Here is a 22,598-nt window from a genome sequence, read left to right on the forward strand (position 1 = left end):
CGTTTCGATCAAGGGCTCCAGCCCAGAATTGATACCGGTGTCATTCGCGCATAAGCGTCAGCCGAACGTTGGGGGCGGCTTGGGGCGGCGACGGCTCCCGGTCCGCGGTTGCCATATTCGGAGAAGCGGGCCTCCGCCGGCGTCAGCTGACGGCGGACGCCGGCCGGGTCGGTGTAGCCCATCGACGTCCAGCCGGCGGGCGCGATATGCGCGTCCATCCAGCAGCGCAGGAACGAGGCCTGGCCGGTCAGCGCCATGTTGCCGCCGGCGCGCCACGGGCGGCCGAGGAAGATCGAGCCGTCGGGGACGCCGGGCTCGCGGGTCAGCCGGCACATGTCGAAGACGAGGCCGTAGCGCTGGCGTTCGTGCGTACTCGGCGCAGCGATATAGCCGGCAGGGGCGTTCGGCACGGAGCGGCTGACGATCTCGCACCGCTCGATCCAGGCGGCGCCGCCGCCGAACACGAAGTCGACGCAGCCGCTGATCCGGCAATCCGCGACCTGGGTCGAGGCCTGGAGCAGCAGCGTGTCCTGGTAGCTTTCGATACGGCAACCGGCGATGCGGGTTCGCTCGCCCGCGGCGGCGACGGCGAGCGCCACCGCCTGCATCGGCTGCGCGAGATAGGGGTGGTCGTTGCGGATGGTGAGGTTGCTGAGCGTGACGCCGGGCGCGGCGATCGTCAGCACCGCCGAGCCGCCGGTGCCCCAGTTGCGCCCCTCCGGCGAGGGCAGCGCGGCGCCGGCCGCGAAGGCGATCACCGCGCCGGGACGGGTCCCGGCCAGCGTGACGTTGGGAACGGTGACGGACAGCTTCTCGCGATAGGTGCCGGGATCGAGGCCGATCGCGAATCGCCGGCCGGCGGCGCGGGCGGCGATCGCGAGCGCCTCGCCGAGAGAGGGGACCGTGCCGCGGCGGCCGGACGTGGCAACGGTGACGTCATGGGAAGCGGCCGCCGCCGGTGCGGCAAGCCCGGCCAACGCGGTCGCCGAAGCGCCCGCGAGCACCTGTCTCCGTCCGAGGACGGAGCGGACATGCACGTCGGCTGCAAGCTCTCCCATCATCCCCTTCCCGCCGTGTCCGACCGGCCGCCTTTGCGGCGTGCCGTCATGTTAGCGCTAGACAAAAGCACGCGAGAAAGCAAGATGACACCGGTGGACCGCCTCGATGGGCGGCTTCGAGGCCTATCGCCGGCGTGACTGGCGGCGCGGCGGGGCGTCCGACTGGCGGCGAATCAGGGTGAAGTCGAGCAGGCGCTGCTCGGGCTCATGCTTGCCCTTGCCGTTGCGGAGTTGGCGCGCGAGCATGGCGAGTGCGCTGTGCGCCATCTCGCCGATCGGCTGGCGGATGGTGGTGAGCTCGGGCCAGATCGAGGTGGCGAAGCCGGTGTCGTCGAACCCGACCACGCTGAGGTCGCCCGGCACGTCGAGCCGGTCGCCGTGCGCGACCGCGATCACCGCTGCCGCCATGTCGTCGTTGCTGGCGAAGATCGCGCTCGGCCGCTCGTCGAGCGCGAGCAACTCCTCGGCGGCGTCGAGGCCGGAGCGGTAGGTGAACTCGCCCTCGACGATCAGCGCGGGATCGGGCGCGATGCCGGCCTCGGCCAGCGCGTCGCGATAGCCGGCGAGCCGTTCCGCGCTCGCCAGCAGGCGGGGGCTGCCCTTGACGAAGCCGATGCGGCGGTGGCCGAGCGCGATCAGGTGCCGCGTCATCGCGCGCGCGGCGGCATGATCGTCGATGCCGACCGACATGACGCCGGGCGCCGGATGGCCGCTGGCGATGGTGACGAGCGGCACGCCGGCCTCGGCGAAGGCGGCGAGCACCACCGGCGATTCGCACAGCGGCGGGGGCAGGATCGCGCCGTCGACTTCCTTCGCCAGCAGGCGCTGGACGAGGATTTTCTCGTCGGTCTCGCCCTCGCATTGCTCGATGACGAGTTGGACGTCGTCGCGGCTGGCGGTGCTGAAGCCGCCGACCAGGAACTCGCTGAGGAAGAAGGCGCTGGGATTGCTGTAGAGCAGGCCGATGCGCAGCCGGTCGGCGCCGGCGAGGCTGCGCGCGGCGGGATTGGGCGCATAGCCCAGCGCCTTGATGATGTCGTTGACCTTCTGGCGCGTCTCGGCCGAGACGTTGTGCCGGCCGTTGATGACGCGCGACACGGTCATCTGCGAGACGCCGGCCCGCTGGGCGACGTCGAAGATCGTCGGCGACGAGGCGGTGGTACGGGGGGATCGGGCCATCGGCGTCGTGTTCCATGTCCGGGCGAGGCGCGCAAGGCGTTCGTCATATCGCGCCGTTGCGGCGGGTCGGCGAAAGTGATAGCGCTAACGTAAATGCCGGGCTCGGAGCCGTGCCGGACTGTCAGGAGAGCGTAAGATGATCCGCCGCCGCGACCCTTCCGTCCGATCGCCGCGACGCTGACGCATGTTCCTCGGCATCGACATCGGCACCTCGGGGGTGAAGGCGGTCGTGCTCGACGAGCGCGGCGCGATCGCGGGGCAGGGCACCGCGGCGCTCACCGTCCAGCGGCCGCATCCCCTGTGGTCGGAGCAGGACCCGGAGGCGTGGTGGGCGGCGACCACCGCGGCGGTGCAGGCGATCGATCCGGCCGTGCGGCGCGCGGTGCGCGGCGTGGGGCTCGCGGGGCAGATGCACGGCGCGACGCTGCTCGGCGCCGACGACCGGCCGCTGCGGCCCGCGATCCTGTGGAACGACGGGCGGAGCTTCGCCGAGTGCGTAGCGATCGAGGCCCGGATGCCCGAGCTGCGGCGGATCGCCGGCAATATGGCGATGCCGGGCTTCACCGCGCCCAAGCTGCTGTGGATTGCCGGGCACGAGCCCGATGTGTTCGCGCGGGTGCGCAGCGTGCTGCTGCCCAAGGATTATGTCCGGCTGCGGATGACCGGCGACAAGGCGTCCGACCTTTCCGACAGCGCCGGGACGTTGTGGCTCGACGTCGGCGCGCGGCGGTGGAGCGAGGCGCTGCTCGCCGCGTGCGGGCTGAGCGAAGCGCAGATGCCGGTGCTGCACGAGGGGAGCGAGATCACCGGCCGGCTGCGGCCCGAGGCCGCCGATCTGTGGGGCATGGGCGCGGTGCCGGTCGCGGCGGGCGGCGGCGACAATGCCGCCGCGGCGGCGGGCGTCGGGGTGGTGAAGGACGGCGACGCGCTGCTGTCGCTCGGGACGTCCGGCGTGATCTTCGTGGCGACGCGCGACTTCCGACCCAATCCGGACCGGGCGGTCCATGCCTTCTGCCATTGCCTGCCGGGCATGTGGCACCAGATGTCGGTGCATCTCTCGGCCGCGGCGTGCGTCGACTGGGTGGCGCGGATCACCGGCGCGGCGGGCGCGGCCGAGCTGTTCGCGCGCGCCGAGGCGGCGGGGCCGGCGAGCGGGCCCGAGATCTTCCTGCCCTATCTGTCCGGCGAGCGCACGCCGCACAACGATGCCGAGGTGCGCGGGGCCTTCCTGCGGCTCGACCATGACAGCGACGGCGGGCGGCTTGCCCAGGCGGTGCTGGAGGGCGTCGCCTTCGCGCTGGCCGACGGCCTTGCGGTGCTGCGCGAGGCGGGGACCGAGCTGACCCGGCTCGCGGTGGTCGGCGGCGGCGCGCGTTCGGGCTATTGGGGGCGCGTGCTGGCGAGTGCGATGGGGCTGCCGCTGGTCTATCTCCAGGGCGGCGAGGTCGGCCCCGCGCTCGGCGGCGCCCGGCTCGCGCAGCTCGCCGTCGACGGCGGCGATCCGGCCGAGGTCTGCGTGCCGCCGCCGGTCGCCCGCACCATCGATCCCGAACCCGATCTCGTCGCGGCGCTGGCGGAGAAGCACGCCGCCTTCCGCGCCGCCTATCCCCGCATCACACCAAGGAGCGCCTGATGGCCACCGACTATTTCGCCGACGTCCCGCAAATCCGCTACGAGGGGCCGGAGACCGACAACGAGCTCGCCTATCGCTGGTACGACAAGGACCGGGTGGTGCTCGGCAAGCGGATGGAGGACCATCTCCGCTTCGCGATCTGCTTCTGGCACAGCTTCTGCTGGCCGGGCAGCGACGTGTTCGGCGGCGGCACCTTCAGCCGGCCGTGGCACGCCGGCGCCAACGACAGCGCCGCGGCGGCGCAGAAGCGCGCGGCGGCGTTCGACCTGTTCGGCAAGCTCGACGTGCCCTTCTACACCTTCCACGACGTCGACGTGATGGCGGAGGCGCACAGCATCGCCGAGCACGGCCGCTTCTTCGCCGAGGCGGTCGACGATCTGGAACGGCTGCAGGGAGAAAGCGGGCGCCGGCTGCTGTGGGGCACCGCCAACCTGTTCAGCCACCCCCGCTATGCCGCGGGCGGGGCGACCAATCCCGATCCCGAGGTCTATGCCTGGGCGGCGTTCCAGGTCCGCCATGCGCTGGAGGCGACGCACCGGCTCGGCGGCACCAATTACGTGCTGTGGGGCGGGCGCGAGGGCTATGAGACGCTGCACAACACCGATCTCGGCCGGGAGCTTGACAATCTCGGGCGGTTCCTCAATCTCGTCGTCGAGCACAAGCACAGGATCGGCTTCACCGGCACGATCCTGATCGAGCCCAAGCCGCACGAGCCGACCAGGCACCAGTACGACTTCGATACCGCGACCGTGTACGGCTTTCTCAAACGCTACGGCCTCGAGGACGAGGTCCGCGTCAACATCGAGGCGAACCACGCGACTCTGTCCGGCCACAGCTTCGAGCATGAGCTGGCGATGGCGCGGGCGCTCGGCATCTTCGGCTCGATCGACGCCAACCGCGGCGATCCGCAGAACGGGTGGGACACCGACCAATTCCCCAATTCTGTCGAGGAGATGACGCTGGCGCTGATCGAGGTGCTGCGCGCGGGCGGCTTCACTACCGGCGGTTTCAACTTCGACGCCAAGGTGCGGCGCCAGTCGGTCGATCCGGTCGACCTGGTCTATGGCCACATCGGCGGGATCGACGTGGTGGCGAAGGGGCTGCTCGGCGCGGCGCGGGTGATCGAGGACGGGCGTGTCGACCGGATCCGGCGCGAACGGTATGCGGGGTGGGATGGGGAGCTTGGCCAGGCGGTCGGCGCGAGCGATCTCGCCGGGATTGCGGACCTTGCCGCCGAGCGCGACCTTGCTCCCGCACCGCGTTCGGGACGGCAGGAGCGGATCGAGAATCTGATCAACCGGCTGATCTGACGATTGGCGCGATCAAAGCGATGTCGGTGCTCCTGCGAAGGCAGGAGCGTTGGCCGTTAGCGCGGTCCCCATGCAAGGCTCCTGCTTTCGCAGGAGCACAGGGCGCTCAGTGGCCTGCCTATTTCCCCACGCCCTCGTCGTCGCGGTAGCGGATCTGGAGGTAGCGTTCGCGAGTCGAGAGCAGGTCGAGATCGCCTTGCGCGAGCTGCTGGGTCATCTCGCCGATCTCCGCCTCGATCGTCCTGAGGCCATCGACGAGCTGCTCGTCCGGGGTGCGGCCGTTGCGCGGGGTGCGGCGCAGCGGCTCGGGCACCCGCTGGTAGCCCTTGACCAACTCGGGGAGCTGCTCGCCGACCAGCTTGCGCACCTCGACCGCGGCGGGGGTGTTCTCATCGAGCGCCGCGAGCTGGGGCGCCAGCGTCTCCAGCCGCGTGCCGATCGTGTCGATCAGGTTGACGGCGGGGGCGGGGAGCGCCGGCCGCTGCTGCTCCAGCCAAGCCTCGGTTTGCCGGGGCAGCGCCTTGAGCGGGATTTGGCCGAAGCGCTCCGGCCGCGGTGCCGGACCGGCGGGCAGCAGCGCGAAGACCAGCGTCGCGGCGATCAGCAGCGCCATCACTGCCAGCGCGCCGAACATGCCGAGCGGCACGAACAGCCCGATCGCCACCGCCGCGACGATGATCGCGGCGTCGGCGGCGAGCACGCGGCCGACACGGGTGACGATCTCCTGCTCGCGGCGCTTGCGGGCGCGGCTGGCGGTACCGCCGTAGCCGGCGCGCGTGCGGTCGAGCACTTCCTGGCTGCGGAAAACGACGTCGTCGACTTCGGACACTTACACGGCCTCTAGCTTGAACGTCTCCTGCGGCCCTTCCAGCGCGGCCTGGGCCTGGCCTTCGGCGCGGGCGATATAGCCCTTCGACTTCTCGACCTCGTTCGACAGCGTGTTGACCGTCGTCTTCATCGAATCGAGCGCCTTGAGCTTGAACGTGTCGATCGCGTCCATCGTGTCGTAGATGTTCTGGAACGCGCGCTGGAGCGTCTCGATCGGGATGGTCGAGCTGGCCGCCTGCTCGTGGATGGTCGCGGTCTGGCTCTTGAGCAGCTTGCCGGTCGAATCGATGATGTCGGCGGTGGTGGTGTTGAGCGCGGTGATCTGCTCCAGCACCAGCTTCTGGTTGGTCAGCGCCTGCGCGACCGTCACCGCGGTGCGCAGCGCCGACACGGTGGTGGTCGAGGCGCGGTCGACGCCCTTCACCAGCTCGACGTTGTTCTTCTTGACGAGGTCGAGCGCGAGATAGCCCTGCGCCGTCACCGCCATCTGCGTCAGCAGATCCTGCGTGCGCTGGCGGGTGTAGAACAGCGCGGTCTCGCGGATCGCCTTGGCCTTGGCGGGATCGCTGTGATCGAGGTCGTTGGCCTTGTCCTCCAGCTTCTGGTCCATCGTCTTGGAGAGGTGGATCATCTGCTCCAGCCGCCCCATCGCGTTCCACAGATTCTGCCGCTCGACGTCGATCGCGGCATTGTCCATCAGCAGCTCGTCCTTGCCCGAGGCGAGGCTCTTGAGGATCGAGGCGATGTGGGTCTGCGACGATTTGTAGCTGTCGAAATAGTCGCGCATCTTGTTGCCGAACGGGATGATCCCGAACAGCTTCTTGGAGGTGAACAGGTCGCCCTTCTTGCCGGGGTCGAGGTCCTCGATCGTGCGGCGGAGTTGGGCGAGGTCGGCGCCGACGCCCGATTCCTGGTCCATCGCCCGGATCGGCCGGTCGAGAAAGCGGTTGGACTGGCCCGCGGCTTCGCGGATCTCCTTCTGGCCCATCGCGGTGATCGCGTCGATGCGCTTGCCGAACTCGGGGGAGTTGACGTCCTGCGCGACCAGATCGTCGATGAACGCGCTGACGCGTTGCTCGAGCTTGGATTGGGTGCCCTCGTCGACCGGCACGAGGCCGGCCGATTTCTCCGGCGCGACCGCGGGCACGGGCTCGGGCGGGGTGAGGACGAGATCCTTCTCGGCGGTGGTGGTCTCGGTGGTGGGAGCGGTGGTCGCCATGGCTATCTCCTGCCGATGCTGTCTCAATGGGCGCAAGGGCGCGCGGGTTCAAGGAGGATCAGTGTTTACCGACCGTCTGGCGGCTGATGATCATGGTGCCTGTGGTCAGCTCCTTGAGGTCGCATTTGTTCGGCTGGGGCGCGACGTCGTCAGCGCAGAAACGCGAACCGGGGACCACGCCGTCGATCGTCGCGCTGGCACCGGGCTTGGCAACGGCGCGCTGCTGGGTGGTGCCGAGGACGAGGCCGTGGCACTCGCCCGAGCTCGACTGCTTGCAGGTCAGCGTCAGCTGTCCCGAGTCCGACAGCACAACCTCGGCACGCAGCTGATGCGACCCGCTGTCGCAGCCGCCGAGCGCCGCTGCCGCCATCAGCAATCCCCACGCCTTGTTCATGCCATCTCCTTGGTGCCTTATCTATGTAACACACGAAGGCGAAATGCCAAGGCTTCCCGCGACGCAGCATTTGCGCTAGGGGCCGCCAACTTTCACGCGAAATCAGAGAATCCCCATGCGCCTCCGCAACGTGGCGATCATCGCCCACGTCGACCACGGCAAGACCACGCTTGTCGACCAGCTGTTCCGCCAGTCCGGCACCTTCCGCGACAACCAGCGCGTCGAGGAACGGGCGATGGACTCGAACGACCTCGAGAAGGAGCGCGGGATCACCATCCTCGCCAAGCCGACCTCGATCGACTGGGAAGGCATCCGCATCAACATCGTCGACACGCCCGGCCACGCCGACTTCGGCGGCGAGGTCGAGCGCATCCTGTCGATGGTCGACGGCGTGGTGCTGCTGGTCGACGCCGCCGAGGGGGCGATGCCGCAGACCAAGTTCGTGACCGGTAAGGCGCTGGCGCTGGGCCTGAGGCCGATCGTGGTGGTCAACAAGATCGACCGCTCGGACGCGCGTGCGCAGGAAGTGCTCGACGAGGTGTTCGACCTGTTCGTCAGCCTCGACGCCAGCGACGAGCAGCTCGATTTCCCGGTGATCTTCGCCTCGGGCCGCAACGGCTATGCCGGCGACAATCCCGACATCCGCGAGGGCACGCTGCGCCCGCTGTTCGAGAGGATCGTCAGCCATGTGCCGCCGCCCAGCCTCGACGAGGACGCGCCGTTCACTTTCCTGGTGACGCTGCTCGACCGCGACAATTTCCTCGGCCGCATCCTCACCGGCCGCGTCCAGTCGGGCGTGGTCAAGGTCAACCAGCCGATCCACGCGCTCGACGAGGCGGGCAACGTCATCGAGACCGGCCGCGCGTCGAAGCTGATGAGCTTCCGCGGGCTCGACCGCGTGCCGGTCGAGGAAGCGCGCGCGGGCGACATCATCAGCCTCGCCGGCCTGGCCGTGGCGACGGTGGCCAACACCATCGCCGATACCTCGGTGAGCGAGCCGATCCAGGCGCAGCCGATCGACCCGCCGACGCTGTCGATGCGCTTCGCCGTCAACGATTCGCCGATGGCGGGGCGCGAGGGATCGAAGGTCACCAGCCGCATGATCCGCGACCGCCTGTTCCGCGAGGCCGAATCGAACGTCGCGATCAAGGTCACCGAGGCGGCCGACAAGGACAGCTTCGAGGTCGCCGGCCGCGGCGAGCTCCAGCTCGGCGTACTGATCGAGACGATGCGCCGCGAGGGCTTCGAGCTCGGCATCAGCCGGCCGCGCGTGCTGTTCCGCGACGGTGAGGGCGGCGGCCGCGAGGAGCCGTACGAGACCGTCGTGATCGATGTCGACGACGAATATTCGGGCACGGTGGTCGACAAGATGAACCAGCGCAAGGCCGAGATGACCGACATGCGCCCGTCGGGCGGCGGCAAGACCCGCATCACCTTCTCGGCGCCGTCGCGCGGGCTGATCGGCTATCACGGCGAATTCCTGTCGGATACGCGCGGCACCGGCATCATGAACCGGCTGTTCGAGAAATACGGGCCGTACAAGGGCCCGATCGAAGGCCGCAAGAACGGCGTGCTGATCTCGAACGGCTCGGGTGAGGCCAACGCCTATGCGCTCGGCAGCCTCGAGGAGCGCGGCATCCTGATGGTGGCGCCGGGTGACCCGCTTTACGAGGGCATGATCATCGGCGAGAACGCCAAGCCGGACGACCTCGAGGTCAATCCGATGAAGGCGAAGCAGCTCACCAACTTCCGCGCGAGCGGCGGCAAGGACGATGCGATCCGCCTGACCCCGCCTAAGAAGATGACGCTGGAGCAGGCGATCGCGTACATCGACGACGACGAGATGGTCGAGGTGACGCCGAAGTCGATCCGCCTGAGGAAGCGCTTCCTCGACCCGCACGAGCGCAAGCGGCAGAAGCGGGTGAGCGAGGCGGCCTGATCCCGCGCTTTTCGCTCCTGCTTCCGGCCGATCCGTGCTTTGATCGGCCGATGGTTCGTGAAGCGAGGAGGGCGCGGACATGCTCGTCGCCGTGCTGCTGACGCTGGCCGGCGTTCAGGACGCCGACCGGCCACAGACGGCAGGCGACGGCACCCAACGCTGGTCGATCCTCGTCGACCCGTGCGCCTCGGCGCGGAACAGCACCAGCGACATCGTCGTCTGCGGCAAGACCGAGGCCGCGACGCCGCGGCTGCCGTTGCCCGCCGAGCGCGGGCCGCCCGACCGGCCGATGCCGAGCAATCCCGATCTCAGCGGCACCGGCGCGCTCGCCGCGGCCGCGCCGCCGTGCGCGGCGGACATGCGAGGATGCACGGTCGGCGTCGACCTGCTCGGCGGCGCGACCTTCCTGGTCCGGGCGGCCGGCAAGCTGATCGATCCCGACAGCTGCTGCGAGGAACCGGGTGAGGCGACCAATCCGGGCCTGCTGATCCGGGACATCGGCGCAGCGGTGAAGCGCGGGTCGGGCAAGCCGCCCGACCGGTCGGCGCGCGTGCCGATCCCGCTGGACGATCCGGCGCCGGTGCAGCCCGTCCCGGAGCCGCCGTCCGGATCGCCGGCCGCTCCCGATGCGTGAGGTCCGTGCGGGTGACGTTATCGGCGCTCCTCGTTCAGGCCGGCACCGCCTCGCGATAACGCGGCGCCACCTCGCTGCGCGACAGCCGGCTCTGCATCGCCAGGCGTGCGTCGTTCATTGCGGTCCAGTCCGCCTCGTCGGCGAGCGGAGGGATGGTCACGCCTTCGCGGCGATCGAAGCCGACCAATGCGGCGTCGACCAGGTCGTGCACGTCCATGACGAAATCGGGCGGAAAGCTGTCGACATCCTTGCCGGAGCGTTCCCAGATCTCGGTACGGGTCGCGCCGGGCAGCACCGCCTGGACGTAGACGCCCTGGTCCTTGAGCTGGTGCGCGAGCGACAGGCTGAGGTTGAGCAGGTGCGCCTTGGACCCTGAATAGACGCCGTCGTAGAATTCGGGCGCCAGCGCCAGCACCGAGGCGATGTTGACGATCGCGCCGGTCCGGCGTGCCGCGAACGCCTTGGCCGCGGCGCCGGCGAGGCGGGTGGGGGCGGTGATGTTGAGCGCGATGATGTCATCGATCTCGGCCGGCTCGGCGTCGAGCAGGGTGCCCTTCATCGACTTGCCGGCGTTGTTGACCAGCAGCGTGATCGACGGGTCGGCGGCGAGGCGCGCTTCCACGGTTGCGAGGTCGGCGCGGTTGGTGAGGTCGGCGCGCAGCACCTCGACGTTGCGGCCGGTCTCGGCGTGGAGGCGCTCGGCCAGCGTTTCCAGGCGGGCGGCGTCGCGCGCCACCAGGACCAGGTCGTAGCTGCGATGGGCGAGGCGATCGGCATAGACGGCGCCGATGCCGGAGGACGCGCCGGTCACGAGCGCGGTCTGGTGCAGGATTTGGGTCATTTCTCTTACTCCCGCGGCTCGGGAGCGAGTCGCTTGCATTTTGATAGTTATGTCACTATCATTATGCAATGGACACCGAGAAATTTTCCTCCGGCATCTGTCCGGTGGCGCGCGGGCTCACCCGCGCAGGGGACATGTGGAGCATGTTGATCCTGCGCGATGCGGGGCTCGGCCTCACCCGTTTCGACCAGTTCCAGAAGAGTCTGGGGATCGCACCCAACATCCTGACGCGGCGGTTGGCCGCGCTGACCGAGTCGGGGCTGCTCGAGCGGCGCCGGTACAGCGAGCGGCCGCCGCGGCACGAATATGTGCTGACCGAATGCGGGCGCGATTATCTGCCGATCCTCCATGCACTGGGCGCCTGGGGGGCGAAGCACTTCGGCGGCGGGCCGATGAGCGTGGTGGTCGAGGCGGAGAGTGGTCGGACGGTGGAGCCGGTGGTGGTCGATCGCGCGACCGGGAGACCGCTCGAGGCGATGGGGCTGGAGCTGCGGCAGCCCTAGGAGGGATCGACGGCGGCTTGGGGTGCGATTCCCTTTAAATCCTCCCCCTGGCGGGGGGAGGATTTGAATAGCGATCCGTCTACCTGCCCGCCATCTCCAGGATGGTTCGCCATTCCTCCTCGCGCACCGGCGTCACCGACAGGCGTGAAAGGCGGAGCATCTCGAGCGCCTTGAGGCGGGGTTCGGCCTTCATCGCGGCGAGGGTGACGGGGCGGGGGAGCGGCTCGACTGCCTTCACCGCGACGCTGGCCCAGCTGCCGTCCTCGCCGTCGGGCTTCCAGGCGCGGGTCACCTCCATGATGCCGACCGCCGCCTTCTGCTTGCCCGAATGGTAGAAGAGGGCGCGGTCGCCGGGCTGCATCTCCTTGAGGAAGATGCGCGCCGTCGCGTTGCGGACGCCGTCCCACTCGGTCGATCTGTCGCGGACGAGATCATCCCAGCCGTACGTCTCGGGTTCCGAACGCATGATCCAATAGGCCATTGCAGCAAAGTCCTCCCTGCCTGAACCTGTGGTAAACGGAGCATTCCGGGTGAGTTAAGACGATCCTCGCTAGGGCAGGCAACAAGCTCGGTCGACCGTGCGTTTCGTTCGTCAAAGCGACCTGGCGAGTCATGAGGAGCATCGAGATGCGCAACCTGTTCAAGAAAGCGACGCTTGGCCTGGCGCTCGGCGCGACCGCGCTCGTCGCGACGGCGGCGCCGGCCGAAGCGCAGCGCTGGCGCGGCTACCGCGGTTATCATCATCACCACTATGATCGGACAGGCCCGGCGATCGCCGCCGGTGTCCTGGGTCTGGCGGTCGGTGCGGCGATCGCGTCGAGCAGCCGCGACCGCTATTACGACCGTCCCTATTATTACGACCGCGGCTATTACCCGCAGCCCTATTATTACGAGCGCGATTACTACCGCTATCGCCCGCGCTGCTACACCGAGTGGCGCTACGATCCCTATTGGGGCGATCGCGAGCGGATCCGCATCTGCCGTTGAGGGCAGTGCCGAGCTGACGGAGGCGGCGCGGGAGCTTCGGCCCCCGCGCCGCTTTTCTTTTTTGCGCGGCTGGGGCAGGAGGCGCGGCCATGACCGACACTCCGCCCGACCGGCTTTCGACCAACCCGCGCAGCCCCCATTTCGACGGGGAGCTGCTCCGTCGCGGCATCGGCATCCGCTTCAAGGGGCAGGAACGGCGCGACGTCGAGGAATATTCGATCAGCGAGGGCTGGATCCGCGTCCAGCTCGGCAAGAAGGTCGACCGCCACGGCCAGCCGCTGACGATCAAGCTCACCGGGCCGGTCGAGGCGTGGTTCGAGAGCCAGGCCGGGGGCGAGGACAGCGCCGAGGGCTAGTTACACCCAGGCCATATCGGTGCTCCTGCGAAGGCAGGAGCCTTGGACCGCTGTCGTGCCGCTTGCGGCCTGGGCTCCTGCCTTCGCAGGAGCACAATTGACCTCATCCGGACAGACCCGAGGCGCTCAGCCCGCGTAGATCGCGCGCGCCGCGTCCTCGACCGCCTGCATTGCGACACGATAGGGGCCGGGGCCGTAGCTGATCCGGGCGACGCCGGCCGCGGCGAACTCGGCGTTGGACGGGGCGCCCGGCCAGGTCATCGCATTCACCGGCAGCGGCGACTCGCGGCAGACGCGCGCGAGCAGGTCGAGGTCGACCAAGCCCGGAACGAAGAAGCCGTTGGCGCCGGCCTCGGCATAGGCATGGGCACGGGCGATGGCGTCGTCGACCTTGGCCGTATCGTGCGTGTCGGGCTTGGCCTGCAGGAAGATGTCGGTGCGGGCGTTGATGAAGAAGTCCGCGCCGGCCGCCTCGCGCGCGACGGCGATGCGTGCGGCGTGGTCTGCCGCCGGACGGAGGCCGTCGCCGGCGAGGCCGTCCTCGAAATTGCAGCCGATCGCGCCGGTGGCGGCGAGCGCGATGAAATTGGCGGCGAGATCCTCCAGGTCGGCCGCGTAGCCGGCCTCGAAGTCGACGGTGACGGGAAGGTCGACCGCGCTCACGATCCGGGCGGCATTGGCGATCACCAGCTCGACCGGCAGGCCCTCGCCGTCGGCATAGCCGTGCGCGTCGGCGACCGACCAGCTTCCCGTCGCGATCGCCTGCGCCCCGGCGCGCGCGACCGCGCGGGCGCTGCCGGCGTCCCAGGCGTTGAACAGCACGAGCGGGGTGCCGGCGGCGTGGAGGGCGGTGAATTGCTGGAACTTGGACATGGACTCTCTCCCGGTGACTCGAACCGCTCTTATGGTCATGCCGGCCTTCATGGGAATGACGGCCGGGGGATGGCAGGGCGGGGCCGTGGGCGCCTCCCGGAACTTGCGTTCAACCCCCGCAACACGGCGGCCAATGGGGTTCGGGCTTGCCGATCAGCACCAGCTCGCCCGACTTGCCGCCGCCGACGTCGCGCGCGATCAGCACCGCCTTGCCGTCGGGCGCGAACAGCGCGCCGATCTCGGTGCCGTTGACGTTGTAGTCCGGGCCGAGTTTCGTCCGCGGCTGCCACCCGCGCGGGCCGCGGCGGCTTTCGTAATAACCCTCGGCGGTCGCGATCAGCATCCGCGTGCCGTCGGGGGAGACCAGCGGTTCGTAGTCGTCGCCCGGACCGTTGATCGCGGGGCCGGCGTTCTCGACCGTCCAGCGGCCGTTCGCGCGGCGGGCGCGCCAGATATCGGTCTTGCCGGCGCCGCCGGGGCGGTTCGAGCCGAAATAGAGCCAGCCGTCGGGCGCCGGGCGGGGGAACCACTCCTGCCCTTCCGAATTGACCGGCGCGGGCAGCCGCTCGGGCGTGCCCCAGCGGTCATCGGCGCCGCGCACGACGGTCCAGATGTCCATGTCCTTGCGGCGGATGCCGTCGGTGCTGCGGCTGGAGATGAACCACAGCCGCCGGCCGCCGTCGGTGAAGACCGGGTCGGCTTCCAGCCCGTCGCCGGCGATCGGGGTGTCCTGCGCCGGTTCCCAGCCGCGCGGGCCGCAGCGGCTGTAGAGGATGCGCCAGCCGCTGAAGTCGGGCTTGGAGCGGACGAACCAAACGTCGCCGGTCAAGGGATCGAACGCCGGATGCGATTCGAACTGGCCGGTCGAGAGCGGCGGGGGCGGGACCCAGCCGGTATCGGCCGCGAGGGCGGCGGGGGAAAGGGCGACAGCCGCGACGGCGGCGAGGCGGCGCCACGACCTCAATGCGCGCTCGCGGTGGCGGCGCCGATGCCGGTCTCGGAGCGGACGCGCTGCTCGAGATAGCCGTCGCGGTCGACGGCGGCGCGGCCGCTGCGGTCGAGCAACGAGACGATCCAGATGGTGAGGAAGGCGACCGGCATCGAGAAGATCGCCGGCGAGGTATAGGGGAAGACCGGCGCGGCGTTGCCGAGCACGGTGACCCACACTGCCGGCGACAGGACGGTGAGGACGAGCGCGAGCACCAGCCCGGCCGTGCCGCCCCAGACGACGCCGCGCGTCGTGCAGCCCTTCCACAGCACCGACAGCAGCAGCACCGGGAAGTTGGCCGAGGCGGCGAGCGCGAAGGCGAGGCTGACCATGAAGGCGACGTTCTGCTTCTCGAAGAGGATGCCGAGCAGGATGGCGACCACCGCCAGCACCACGACGGTGCGGCGCGAGACGCTGAGCTCGTCCTCGGAGTTCGCGCGGCCGTGGCGGAACACCGAGGCGTAGAGGTCGTGGCTCACCGCCGACGCGCCCGCCAGCGTCAGGCCGGAAACCACCGCGAGGATGGTGGCGAAGGCGACCGCGCAGACGAAGCCGAGGAACAGGTCGCCGCCGATCGCGTCGGCGAGGTGGATCGCGGCCATGTTGCCGCCCCCCCTCAGCCCGCCGGTCGCGGGATCGAGGAAGGCCGGGTCGGTCGCGACCAGCACGATCGCGCCGAAGCCGATGATGAAGGTGAGGAGGTAGAAATAGCCGATCCAGCCGGTCGCCCACAGCACCGACTTGCGCGCCTCCCGCGCGTCGGGGACGGTGAAGAAGCGCATCAGGATATGCGGCAGGCCGGCGGTGCCGAACATCAGCGCCATGCCGAACGAGATCGCCGAGACGGGGTCCTTGATGAAGTTGCCGGGACCCATGATCGACCGGCCCGTCTCGGCCGCGGCGGCGGGGTCGGCGCCCGCCCTGGCGGCGAGCATCGTCTTCACCTCGACCGCGCGGGCGAACAGGGCGTCGGGCGAGAAGCCGACGCTCGCCAGCACCGCGAGCGCCATCACGCTCGCGCAGCCGAGCAGCAGCACCGCCTTGATGATCTGCACCCAGGTGGTCGCGATCATGCCGCCGAACAGCACGTAGAGCGTCATCAGCACGCCGACGATCACCACGGCATAGCCATAGGGCAGGCCGAACAGCAGCTTGATGAGCTGGCCGGCGCCGACCATCTGCGCGATCAGGTAGAACAGGACGACCGCGAGCGTGCTGAACGCGGCGAACAGCCGCACCGGCGCCTGCGCGAAGCGGAACGAGGCGACGTCGGCGAAGGTGTAGCGGCCGAGGTTACGCAGCCGCTCGGCGAGCAGGAACAGGATGATCGGCCAGCCGACCAGGAAGCCGGTCGAGTAGATGAGCCCGTCGTAGCCGTCGGCGAAGATCTGCGCCGAGATGCCGAGGAACGAGGCGGCCGACATATAGTCGCCGGCGATGGCGAGGCCGTTCTGGAAGCCGGTGATGCCCCCGCCGGCCGCGTAGAAATCGGCGGTGGTGCGGGTCTTGCGCGCCGCCCAGCGGGTGATGCCGAGCGTCAGCAGGACGAAGGCGCCGAACATCAGGATGGCGGGCCAGTTGGTCCGCTGCTGCTGCGCCTCGCCGGTCAGCGCGTCGGCAAGCGCCGCCCCGGGCAGGGCGAGGGCGAACAGGAATAGGGCGGCGCGGGGCGTGAGGAGGGGGCGCTTCACCGACGAGCGCCCTCGCGGATGGCGCGGACGGCGGGGTCAAAGTCGCGGTTGGCGCGGCGGACGTAGACGCCGGTCAGCACGATGCCGACGAGGATGACGGCGAGGCCGAGCGGGATGCCGAGGGTGGTCGCCCCGCCGCCGATCGGGCGGGCCAGCAGCGCCTTGTCGAAGGCGATCAACAGGACGTAGCCGAAGAAGACCGTCAGCATGATCGCGGTGAGCAGCCAGGCGAAGCGCGACCGGCGGGTGACCAGGGCTTGGTAGCGGGGATCGGCGGCGATCTGCCTCAGGCGTGCGCTGTCGGTGGTGTCCCCTTCCATCGTGCCGGCATCCCCTCTTTTCAGGCTCCGCCGTGATCTGGTCGCGATTCAGGCGGTGGCGGAAACCTGCCCGGATTGCGGCGGAGTGGCAAAGATTATCGTCGGCGGGGTCGTTCGCGCCGGCCTCGGCGGCCATTGCTCAATCGTCTCCTGCGGAGGCAGGAGCCCTGGATCACGGGCGTATCGCTTGCGGCTTGCGCTCCTGCCTGCGCAGGAGCACAAGGACAACATCAGAGCCGATCGACGTTCAGGGGCTAGGCGGATTGTCCTCCAATCCTCCCCTGCAGGAGAGGATGGAACGGCGATCCGCTAATGCACGAACCGCGCAACCACGTCGCGGTAGGAGCGGCTGACCTTCACCTGCCCCCCCGATTCCAGCACCAGGAAGCATTCGCCGTTGGTGTGCGGCTTCACCTGCCGCACCAGGTCGAGGTTGACGATCGTCGAGCGGTGGACGCGCTGGAAGCGACGCGGATCGAGGCGCTTCTCCAAGTCCTTCATCGTCTGGCGGAGGATCAGCGTGTTGTCGCCGGTCTTGATGCACATATAGTCCCCGGCAGCCTCGACCACCTCGATCGTGTCGACGTCGACGCGGAAGATCTTGCCGCGGTCCTTGATGTTGATGAGCTTCTCGAAGCGGCTCGCGGCAGGCTGCTCGGTGCCGTCGGCCGCCAGGGTCTCGGCGGCGTCGGGGGCGACCTCGGCGAGGACTTCCTTGAGCTTCTCGACCTCTTCGGCGCCGCGCTTCTCGCTGAGGCGCTGGCGGACCCGGTCGAGCGTGTCGGCGAGGCGGGCCTCGTCGACCGGCTTCAGGAGGTAATCGACCGCCTGCGCCTCGAACGCGCGGATCGCGTGGTCGGAATAGGCCGTGACGAACACGAACAGCGGCGGCTCGACCTCCATCAATCCCTGCACCACCGAGAAGCCGTCGAACCCCGGCATCTGGATGTCGAGGAAGACGAGGTCGGGCTTGTGGGTCTTGATCGCGCTGATCGCCTCACGGCCGTTGCCGCATTTGGCGACGATCTCGACGTCGTCGAACTCCTGGAGACGAAGCTCGAGGCCCTGGATCGCCAGCGGTTCGTCGTCGACGAGGATGGTGCGGATGGTCATGCTGCCTCACTCAAAAAAGATAGATGTGACTGCCCCCCACCTGCGGACGTTCCCTGCGCCGGCCCTTCCCTCTCCACCGTCGCTTTCCCTACGACGCGTGGAGGGGAGGTTCATGGGTCCGGCCCCTTATGCTGCCTCTCTTACCGGCTCCTCGATCTGGAACGGAATCTCGATCTCGACGCGGAAGCCCTTGCCGGGGGCGGACCGCGTCTCGAAACGGTGATCGGGGCCATAGGCCTGCGCCAGCCGCTCCCTTATATTGGCGAGGCCGACCCCGGTTGAAAGGCTTGGCCGCGGCCGCGCCTCGCTCAAGCCCGGGCCGGTGTCGGATACGGTGATCTGCACCCTATCGCCGACGAGTCGAGCGGAGACGCCGATATCGGCGCCCTCTTCCTGCGGCGTCACGGCATATTTGATCGCATTCTCGACCAAGGGCTGGAGCAGCAGCGAGGGCAGTCGCGCCTTCTCGACGCGCGGCTCGACCTCGAAGGAGGTGCGCAGGCGGTTCTCGAACCGCATCTTCTCGATCTCGAGATAGAGCTTCAGCGTCTCGATCTCCTGCGCGACGGTGACATGGGCGGTCGGCTCGTTGATCAGCGTGTAACGCAGGAACGCCGACAAACGGCTCAGCATCGCGTTGGCACGTTCCGTCTGCTTGAGCAGCACCAGCGTCGAGATCGAGTTGAGCGTGTTGAACAGGAAGTGCGGGTTGAGCTGGTAGCGCAGCATCGCGAGCTGGGCCGAGGAGGCCTGGGTCTCCAGCGCCTGCATCTCGTCGATCTGCTTCTCGACGATCAGGTAGAAGTTGATGCCGAAATAGAGCGCCGACCAGCCGGCGAGCACGGTGAAGTTCAAGAAGATGGTGCCGAGCACCAGGCTGAGCGTGATCCCCGGCTCGGCGCTGCGCACGAACGAATAGGTGAAGGCGTCGATCACCGCATAGACGACGGTGGCGACCGCGAGCGTGACCAGCGTCAGCAGGATCTCCGTCACCCGCGGCAGGCGGCGGTAATAGCCGTAGAGCGTCGAGAGCAGCAGCGTGATGCAATAGCCGACGATCGCCTCGATGATCGCGACGATGATGTTCTCGAACGAGAGGTTGTTCGAGATGGTCGAGACGGTGCGCAGCAGGAGATAGCCCGACCATCCCGCCGCCTGCAGCAGCCAGAAGGCGCGGCTCTTGTCCTCGAAGAACGGGCGCGAGAAGATCGCTGGCTTCACGGGATCAGCGTTTAGCCGGGTTGGCGGGAGGGGGTAAAGCGCAACGAGAAGGGCCGCCGCCTCGGGTGAGGCGGCGGCCCTGTTCGTGACCGGATCGGCCGGCTTAGAAGCTGAAGCGCGCGCCGAGGCGGATCAGGTAGAGCGAGCGACGGACCTCGAGCGATTTGTCGTTCGGCTCGACGTAGCTCGAGTAGCGGTACTGCGCACAGGTCTGTGACGGTGAGGTATTCACGACACCGGAAGCGTCGAGGCACTGCACGCTCACCACGTCCTCGACATAGGGGAAGATCACCTGCCGGAAGCCGCCCCAGTCCTTGTTGAGGAGGTTGGGCAGGTTCTCGATGTCGGCGAACAGCGACACGCGCGACTTGCCGACGAAGGTCGGTATCTCCTGCTCCAGGTGCAGGTCGATCCGAGTGTAGGCACGCGAGCGGGCGATGTTGCGCGGAGCGATCTGGCCGCGATAGTCCTTGAGCCTGGTGTTGTTGATCAGCGTCTCGAGCGCCGCCTGAGTTTCAGGCCGATCATAGGTCACGATCGGATCGTTCTCCTTCGGCACGTAGAGCAGGAAACGGTCGTCGCGGCCGGTGACGCCGAACACCGCGCTGCGCGGCGCATTGGCCGCATCGCCCATCGTGAAGCTGTACGGGCGGCCCGCCTGGGTCTCGCCGAACAGCTGGATGCGGGTCTTGTAGTCGCCGAAGAAGGCATGATCGAAGCCGAGGCCATATTTGAACGACCAGGCGACCTGGTCGTTGGCCGTGCCGTAGGCGGCGCCGCCGCCGTCGAGGAACGCGCCGTTGCCATAGTTCGAACCCGCCGTCGAGGAGGTCGCCGGCGCCTGGTCCTTCACGTCCTGGATCGAATAGGCGAAGTTCAGGTCGAGGCCGAAATCGAAGCGCTTGGCGACGCGAACGACGCCGATGTGGCTGCGGCCCTTGTCGGAGTTCGTCAGGATGATGTCGGTGTTGGTATTGGTGCCGACCAGCGGGCCATAACGGGTGCGGCCATCCGGCAGCGTCCCAATCGGGATCGAGCGGATGTCGGTGAAGAACACCGACGCGCGCGTCCGGCTGAAGTAATAGTCGGCGCCGAAGGTCCAACCGCCGCCTAGGAAGTTGCGCGGCGTCCAGTCGGCGGACAGCGTCGCCTTCCAGACGTTCGGCACCTCGAAGTCGGGATCGAGCGCGTTGATGTTGGCGAGCCCGTTCGGACCGACGTCTGGAATCTGCGCCTGCAGCGCCGCCGGAATGGTCGTGCCGTTGACGTTGTTGAGGATGGCCTGCCCGACCTCGGGAGCGAGATTGGCGCCGTTCGCCTGGAAACCGGTGAGGCAGGTCGTGGTGTTGATCGTGCAGCGCTGCACCGTCACCGAGTTGATCGACACGCCGCCCACGCCGGCGCCGGCGTTGGAATAGCTGTTCGACAGATAGACGTCCGGGGTGCCGCCGCCGAAGATGCCGACGCCGCCGCGGATCTTGAAGTCGTCGATCGGCCGCCAGTTGAAGCCGACGCGCGGCTGGAGCAGGCCCTTGCCCTTGAGCGTGAAGGTGTTGGGGAAGCCGTAGCGCGCGGTGAAGCCCGGGTTGAGCGGCACCGGCGCGCCCCCCGAATCGTAGAGATCGTAACGAAGGCCAGCCGTCAGGCTGAACCGGTCGGTGATCTCCCAGTCGTCCTGGAGACCGAAGGTATACTGGCGATATTTGAAGTCCGCGGCGGCGAGGTTCTGATCGCCCGTCGCCGTGTTCTGATAGATCACCTGGTTCGCGTTGCCCGCCTGGAAGTCGGCGAGCGAGTCGAAATAATAGTTACCGAACGTGTTCTGCAGGAACAGGTTGAAGATGCGGACCTCGTTCATCTCGGCCAGCAGCTTCAGGTCGTGCGCGCCGGCGTTGAGCCGCGCGAGCAGCGATCCGCCATAGGTATCGGTGTAGAAGACGTTCGCCTGGGTCGAATTCTCGGTGCCGATCACGATGTTCGGATTGCCCGAACCGCAGCTCGTCAGCGTGTCGTTGCTTCCTCCGCCGAAGTTGTTGGTCGGGTCGGAGCAGATGCGCATCTGCGCGAACGGCTCACCGCCGGCGGGCCGGCTGCGCTCATAGCTCTTGTAGAGGAAGCGCGCCTCGGTCGAGAAACTGTCCGTCCAGTCCGAGTTCAACTGAACGATGCCGGCGCGCAGCAGCTCGGTGCCGCCGTAGCTGTTCGACTGCAGGCCGAAGCTCGGCGTCGAGCCGCTGGTGCTGACGTTGCCCTGGAATTGGGTCGAATCGTAGGCGTTGATGTACGACAGCGACAGGCGGTGGTGGTCGTTGATGTTCCAGATCAGCTTGCCGACGATCTTCTCGTCCTTATCGGTCGACAGGTCGAAGACCCCGCCCGAGTCATAGCCGTAGCCGCTCTGCGCGATCTGCTGGACCTGGCCGATCTGGGCATCGGTCAGGCCGGGGATGGTGAAGGACGGCTGAAGCGGCTTGCCCTCGGTGTTGCGTTCGGCCGAGACCATGAAGAACAGCTTGTCCTTGATGATCGGACCCGAGAAGGTCGCGCCGTAGGTTTCGCTCTTGTAGTCGAGATCGGTGTCGGTGCTGCCGATCTTCTCGCCCGACAGGCCGTCGGTGTTCTGCGAATAGAAGCCGGTGCCGTGGAATTCGTTGGTGCCCGTCAGCAGCACCGCGTCGACCGCGCCGCCGAGGAAATTGCCCTGACGGATGTCGTAGGGCGCGACCGAGACCGAGAACTGGGCGATCGCGTCGATCGGCACCGGACCGCGGCGGGTCGGGTTGGCGTCGGGATTGAGGCCGAAGTTGTCGCTGACGATCACGCCGTCGATCGAGAAGCGGTTGAAGCGCGGGTTGACGCCGGCGAACGAAACCGAGCGGCCGCCGCCCACGGTGTCCTCGATGCGGGCGAAGGGGTCGCGGCGCATGAGGTCGCGGATGTCGCGGTTGACGGTGGCGACCGCGGCGATGTCCTCGCGGCGGAGGATCGTCTGGGGACCGTCCGAGGTGGCGCCGGCGCCGCGGATCGACGATGCGGTCACGACGATGTCGCCGCCGGCTTCGGCCGCGAGTTCGACCGGAACGGTGTAGGGCTGGCCGACGGTGGTGAAGATGTCGGTGACGGTGGCGTTGCCTTCCGCGCTGGTGACTTCAACCGTGTACGGGCCGCCCGGGCGCAGGCCGCTCGCGTTGAACGCGCCGCTCGCGTCGGTCGTCGCGGTCGAGCGCCGGCCGGTGCCGATGTCCGTGATCGCCACGGTCGCTCCTGCAACAGGTGCGCCGCCGGTCGTGACCGTGCCGCGGATGACCGACGTCGTCTCCTGCGCGTACGCCGCAACCGGCACGACCAGCGCGGCCATGGCCACGCCTCCGAAGAAAGCTGTCCGCATGAAGAATTTCCCCTTTGGAGCCAGTGTGCTCGAACACGGCGACCCCCGCCGTTGTGGCGCCCCCTGCGCCTGATTTGTGACGCTTAAATGACTGGCGGCGAGTCGTGCAATGTCAAGCCGAAC

General features: G+C 68.4%; 21 protein-coding genes. 7 read left to right on the forward strand and 14 right to left on the reverse strand.

Going from position 1 to position 22,598, the window contains the following annotated elements; all coding sequences use genetic code 11:
• Positions 1-8 precede the first annotated feature (8 nt).
• The gene (locus ACMGER_RS07295) at positions 9-1,058 is read right to left on the reverse strand and encodes a pectinesterase family protein (protein WP_436811417.1); all 1,050 of its coding nucleotides are present in this window, start codon (positions 1,056-1,058) and stop codon (positions 9-11) included.
• Positions 1,059-1,181: 123 nt separating this feature from the next.
• Positions 1,182-2,237, reverse strand: coding sequence for a LacI family DNA-binding transcriptional regulator (locus tag ACMGER_RS07300; RefSeq protein ID WP_436811418.1), 1,056 nt, complete (start codon positions 2,235-2,237; stop codon positions 1,182-1,184).
• 184 nt (positions 2,238-2,421) lie between these two features.
• Here ACMGER_RS07300 and xylB point away from each other — a divergent pair, with 184 nt between their 5' ends.
• Both xylB and xylA read left to right on the forward strand, forming a co-directional pair.
• The gene (gene xylB / locus ACMGER_RS07305; RefSeq protein WP_436811419.1) at positions 2,422-3,870 is read left to right on the forward strand and encodes a xylulokinase; all 1,449 of its coding nucleotides are present in this window, start codon (positions 2,422-2,424) and stop codon (positions 3,868-3,870) included.
• Positions 3,870-5,180 (forward strand): xylose isomerase, encoded by a 1,311-nt coding sequence (gene xylA / locus ACMGER_RS07310; protein WP_436811420.1) that lies wholly within the window; start codon positions 3,870-3,872, stop codon positions 5,178-5,180. Before xylB ends, xylA begins: the two co-directional genes overlap by 1 nt.
• A gap of 118 nt (positions 5,181-5,298) precedes the next feature.
• Here xylA and ACMGER_RS07315 read toward each other — a convergent pair whose 3' ends face one another.
• The 3 genes from ACMGER_RS07315 to ACMGER_RS07325 are packed head-to-tail and all read right to left on the reverse strand — an operon-like array spanning position 5,299 to position 7,621.
• On the reverse strand, positions 5,299-6,009 hold the full coding sequence (locus ACMGER_RS07315) for an HAD family hydrolase (protein WP_436811421.1): 711 nt from the start codon (positions 6,007-6,009) through the stop codon (positions 5,299-5,301).
• Positions 6,010-7,227 carry a toxic anion resistance protein gene (locus ACMGER_RS07320; RefSeq protein WP_436811422.1) on the reverse strand — a complete coding sequence of 406 codons (1,218 nt, stop codon included), beginning with the start codon at positions 7,225-7,227 and terminating at the stop codon, positions 6,010-6,012. It abuts the gene before it with no gap.
• 58 nt (positions 7,228-7,285) lie between these two features.
• Positions 7,286-7,621: a hypothetical protein gene (locus ACMGER_RS07325; RefSeq protein ID WP_436811423.1), complete on the reverse strand. Its 336-nt coding sequence runs from the start codon at positions 7,619-7,621 to the stop codon at positions 7,286-7,288.
• Positions 7,622-7,736: 115 nt separating this feature from the next.
• Between ACMGER_RS07325 and typA the strand changes: the two genes are divergently transcribed.
• On the forward strand, positions 7,737-9,560 hold the full coding sequence (typA, locus tag ACMGER_RS07330; RefSeq protein ID WP_436811424.1) for a translational GTPase TypA: 1,824 nt from the start codon (positions 7,737-7,739) through the stop codon (positions 9,558-9,560).
• A gap of 79 nt (positions 9,561-9,639) precedes the next feature.
• The gene (locus ACMGER_RS07335) at positions 9,640-10,194 is read left to right on the forward strand and encodes a hypothetical protein (protein WP_436811425.1); all 555 of its coding nucleotides are present in this window, start codon (positions 9,640-9,642) and stop codon (positions 10,192-10,194) included.
• Positions 10,195-10,228: 34 nt separating this feature from the next.
• On the opposite strand, the gene ACMGER_RS07340 is transcribed toward ACMGER_RS07335, so the two are convergent.
• Entirely contained in the window at positions 10,229-11,035 is an 807-nt protein-coding gene (locus tag ACMGER_RS07340; RefSeq protein WP_436811426.1) for an SDR family NAD(P)-dependent oxidoreductase, read from the reverse strand.
• A gap of 68 nt (positions 11,036-11,103) precedes the next feature.
• Here ACMGER_RS07340 and ACMGER_RS07345 point away from each other — a divergent pair, with 68 nt between their 5' ends.
• Positions 11,104-11,538 (forward strand): winged helix-turn-helix transcriptional regulator, encoded by a 435-nt coding sequence (locus ACMGER_RS07345; protein WP_436811427.1) that lies wholly within the window; start codon positions 11,104-11,106, stop codon positions 11,536-11,538.
• A 79-nt stretch (positions 11,539-11,617) separates the two neighbouring features.
• Here the strand turns inward: ACMGER_RS07345 and ACMGER_RS07350 are convergent, their stop codons facing one another.
• The gene (locus ACMGER_RS07350; RefSeq protein WP_436811428.1) at positions 11,618-12,019 is read right to left on the reverse strand and encodes an EVE domain-containing protein; all 402 of its coding nucleotides are present in this window, start codon (positions 12,017-12,019) and stop codon (positions 11,618-11,620) included.
• A 146-nt stretch (positions 12,020-12,165) separates the two neighbouring features.
• Here ACMGER_RS07350 and ACMGER_RS07355 point away from each other — a divergent pair, with 146 nt between their 5' ends.
• Together ACMGER_RS07355 and ACMGER_RS07360 are read left to right on the forward strand one after the other, a co-directional pair.
• A complete protein-coding gene (locus ACMGER_RS07355; protein WP_436811429.1) occupies positions 12,166-12,525 on the forward strand; it encodes a hypothetical protein in 360 nt (119 codons plus the stop codon).
• 89 nt (positions 12,526-12,614) lie between these two features.
• Complete coding sequence (locus ACMGER_RS07360) at positions 12,615-12,881, forward strand: DUF3297 family protein (RefSeq protein ID WP_436811430.1); 267 nt, start codon at positions 12,615-12,617, stop codon at positions 12,879-12,881.
• A 126-nt stretch (positions 12,882-13,007) separates the two neighbouring features.
• Here ACMGER_RS07360 and ACMGER_RS07365 read toward each other — a convergent pair whose 3' ends face one another.
• From ACMGER_RS07365 to ACMGER_RS07395, 7 genes are all read right to left on the reverse strand, one after another.
• Positions 13,008-13,754: an isocitrate lyase/PEP mutase family protein gene (locus tag ACMGER_RS07365; RefSeq protein WP_436811431.1), complete on the reverse strand. Its 747-nt coding sequence runs from the start codon at positions 13,752-13,754 to the stop codon at positions 13,008-13,010.
• Between the two features lie 109 nt (positions 13,755-13,863).
• On the reverse strand, positions 13,864-14,718 hold the full coding sequence (locus ACMGER_RS07370) for a TolB family protein (RefSeq protein WP_436811432.1): 855 nt from the start codon (positions 14,716-14,718) through the stop codon (positions 13,864-13,866).
• Positions 14,715-16,433 carry a cation acetate symporter gene (locus ACMGER_RS07375; RefSeq protein ID WP_436811433.1) on the reverse strand — a complete coding sequence of 573 codons (1,719 nt, stop codon included), beginning with the start codon at positions 16,431-16,433 and terminating at the stop codon, positions 14,715-14,717. Before ACMGER_RS07375 ends, ACMGER_RS07370 begins: the two co-directional genes overlap by 4 nt.
• Complete coding sequence (locus tag ACMGER_RS07380) at positions 16,430-16,753, reverse strand: DUF485 domain-containing protein (protein ID WP_436811434.1); 324 nt, start codon at positions 16,751-16,753, stop codon at positions 16,430-16,432. Before ACMGER_RS07380 ends, ACMGER_RS07375 begins: the two co-directional genes overlap by 4 nt.
• A 309-nt stretch (positions 16,754-17,062) precedes the next feature.
• The gene (locus ACMGER_RS07385; RefSeq protein ID WP_436811435.1) at positions 17,063-17,866 is read right to left on the reverse strand and encodes a LytR/AlgR family response regulator transcription factor; all 804 of its coding nucleotides are present in this window, start codon (positions 17,864-17,866) and stop codon (positions 17,063-17,065) included.
• A 126-nt stretch (positions 17,867-17,992) separates the two neighbouring features.
• Positions 17,993-19,087 carry a sensor histidine kinase gene (locus tag ACMGER_RS07390; protein ID WP_436811436.1) on the reverse strand — a complete coding sequence of 365 codons (1,095 nt, stop codon included), beginning with the start codon at positions 19,085-19,087 and terminating at the stop codon, positions 17,993-17,995.
• A gap of 103 nt (positions 19,088-19,190) precedes the next feature.
• Complete coding sequence (locus tag ACMGER_RS07395) at positions 19,191-22,475, reverse strand: TonB-dependent receptor (protein ID WP_496047866.1); 3,285 nt, start codon at positions 22,473-22,475, stop codon at positions 19,191-19,193.
• Between the last annotated feature and the right edge of the window lie 123 nt (positions 22,476-22,598).

The organism is Sphingomonas astragali (assembly GCF_051400615.1).
Classification (GTDB): Bacteria; Pseudomonadota; Alphaproteobacteria; order Sphingomonadales; family Sphingomonadaceae; genus Sphingomonas.

Bases quoted from the DNA above. Each gene is read 5' to 3' on its own strand.
- ACMGER_RS07295 (WP_436811417.1), bottom strand. From the start codon at position 1,058: ATGGGAGAGCTTGCAGCCGACGTGCATGTCCGCTCCGTCCTCGGACGG.
- ACMGER_RS07300 (WP_436811418.1), bottom strand. From the start codon at position 2,237: ATGGCCCGATCCCCCCGTACCACCGCCTCGTCGCCGACGATCTTCGAC.
- xylB (WP_436811419.1), top strand. From the start codon at position 2,422: ATGTTCCTCGGCATCGACATCGGCACCTCGGGGGTGAAGGCGGTCGTG.
- xylA (WP_436811420.1), top strand. From the start codon at position 3,870: ATGGCCACCGACTATTTCGCCGACGTCCCGCAAATCCGCTACGAGGGG.
- ACMGER_RS07320 (WP_436811422.1), bottom strand. From the start codon at position 7,227: ATGGCGACCACCGCTCCCACCACCGAGACCACCACCGCCGAGAAGGAT.
- ACMGER_RS07325 (WP_436811423.1), bottom strand. From the start codon at position 7,621: ATGAACAAGGCGTGGGGATTGCTGATGGCGGCAGCGGCGCTCGGCGGC.
- typA (WP_436811424.1), top strand. From the start codon at position 7,737: ATGCGCCTCCGCAACGTGGCGATCATCGCCCACGTCGACCACGGCAAG.
- ACMGER_RS07335 (WP_436811425.1), top strand. From the start codon at position 9,640: ATGCTCGTCGCCGTGCTGCTGACGCTGGCCGGCGTTCAGGACGCCGAC.
- ACMGER_RS07340 (WP_436811426.1), bottom strand. From the start codon at position 11,035: ATGACCCAAATCCTGCACCAGACCGCGCTCGTGACCGGCGCGTCCTCC.
- ACMGER_RS07345 (WP_436811427.1), top strand. From the start codon at position 11,104: ATGGACACCGAGAAATTTTCCTCCGGCATCTGTCCGGTGGCGCGCGGG.
- ACMGER_RS07350 (WP_436811428.1), bottom strand. From the start codon at position 12,019: ATGGCCTATTGGATCATGCGTTCGGAACCCGAGACGTACGGCTGGGAT.
- ACMGER_RS07355 (WP_436811429.1), top strand. From the start codon at position 12,166: ATGCGCAACCTGTTCAAGAAAGCGACGCTTGGCCTGGCGCTCGGCGCG.
- ACMGER_RS07360 (WP_436811430.1), top strand. From the start codon at position 12,615: ATGACCGACACTCCGCCCGACCGGCTTTCGACCAACCCGCGCAGCCCC.
- ACMGER_RS07365 (WP_436811431.1), bottom strand. From the start codon at position 13,754: ATGTCCAAGTTCCAGCAATTCACCGCCCTCCACGCCGCCGGCACCCCG.
- ACMGER_RS07380 (WP_436811434.1), bottom strand. From the start codon at position 16,753: ATGGAAGGGGACACCACCGACAGCGCACGCCTGAGGCAGATCGCCGCC.
- ACMGER_RS07385 (WP_436811435.1), bottom strand. From the start codon at position 17,866: ATGACCATCCGCACCATCCTCGTCGACGACGAACCGCTGGCGATCCAG.
- ACMGER_RS07395 (WP_496047866.1), bottom strand. From the start codon at position 22,475: ATGCGGACAGCTTTCTTCGGAGGCGTGGCCATGGCCGCGCTGGTCGTG.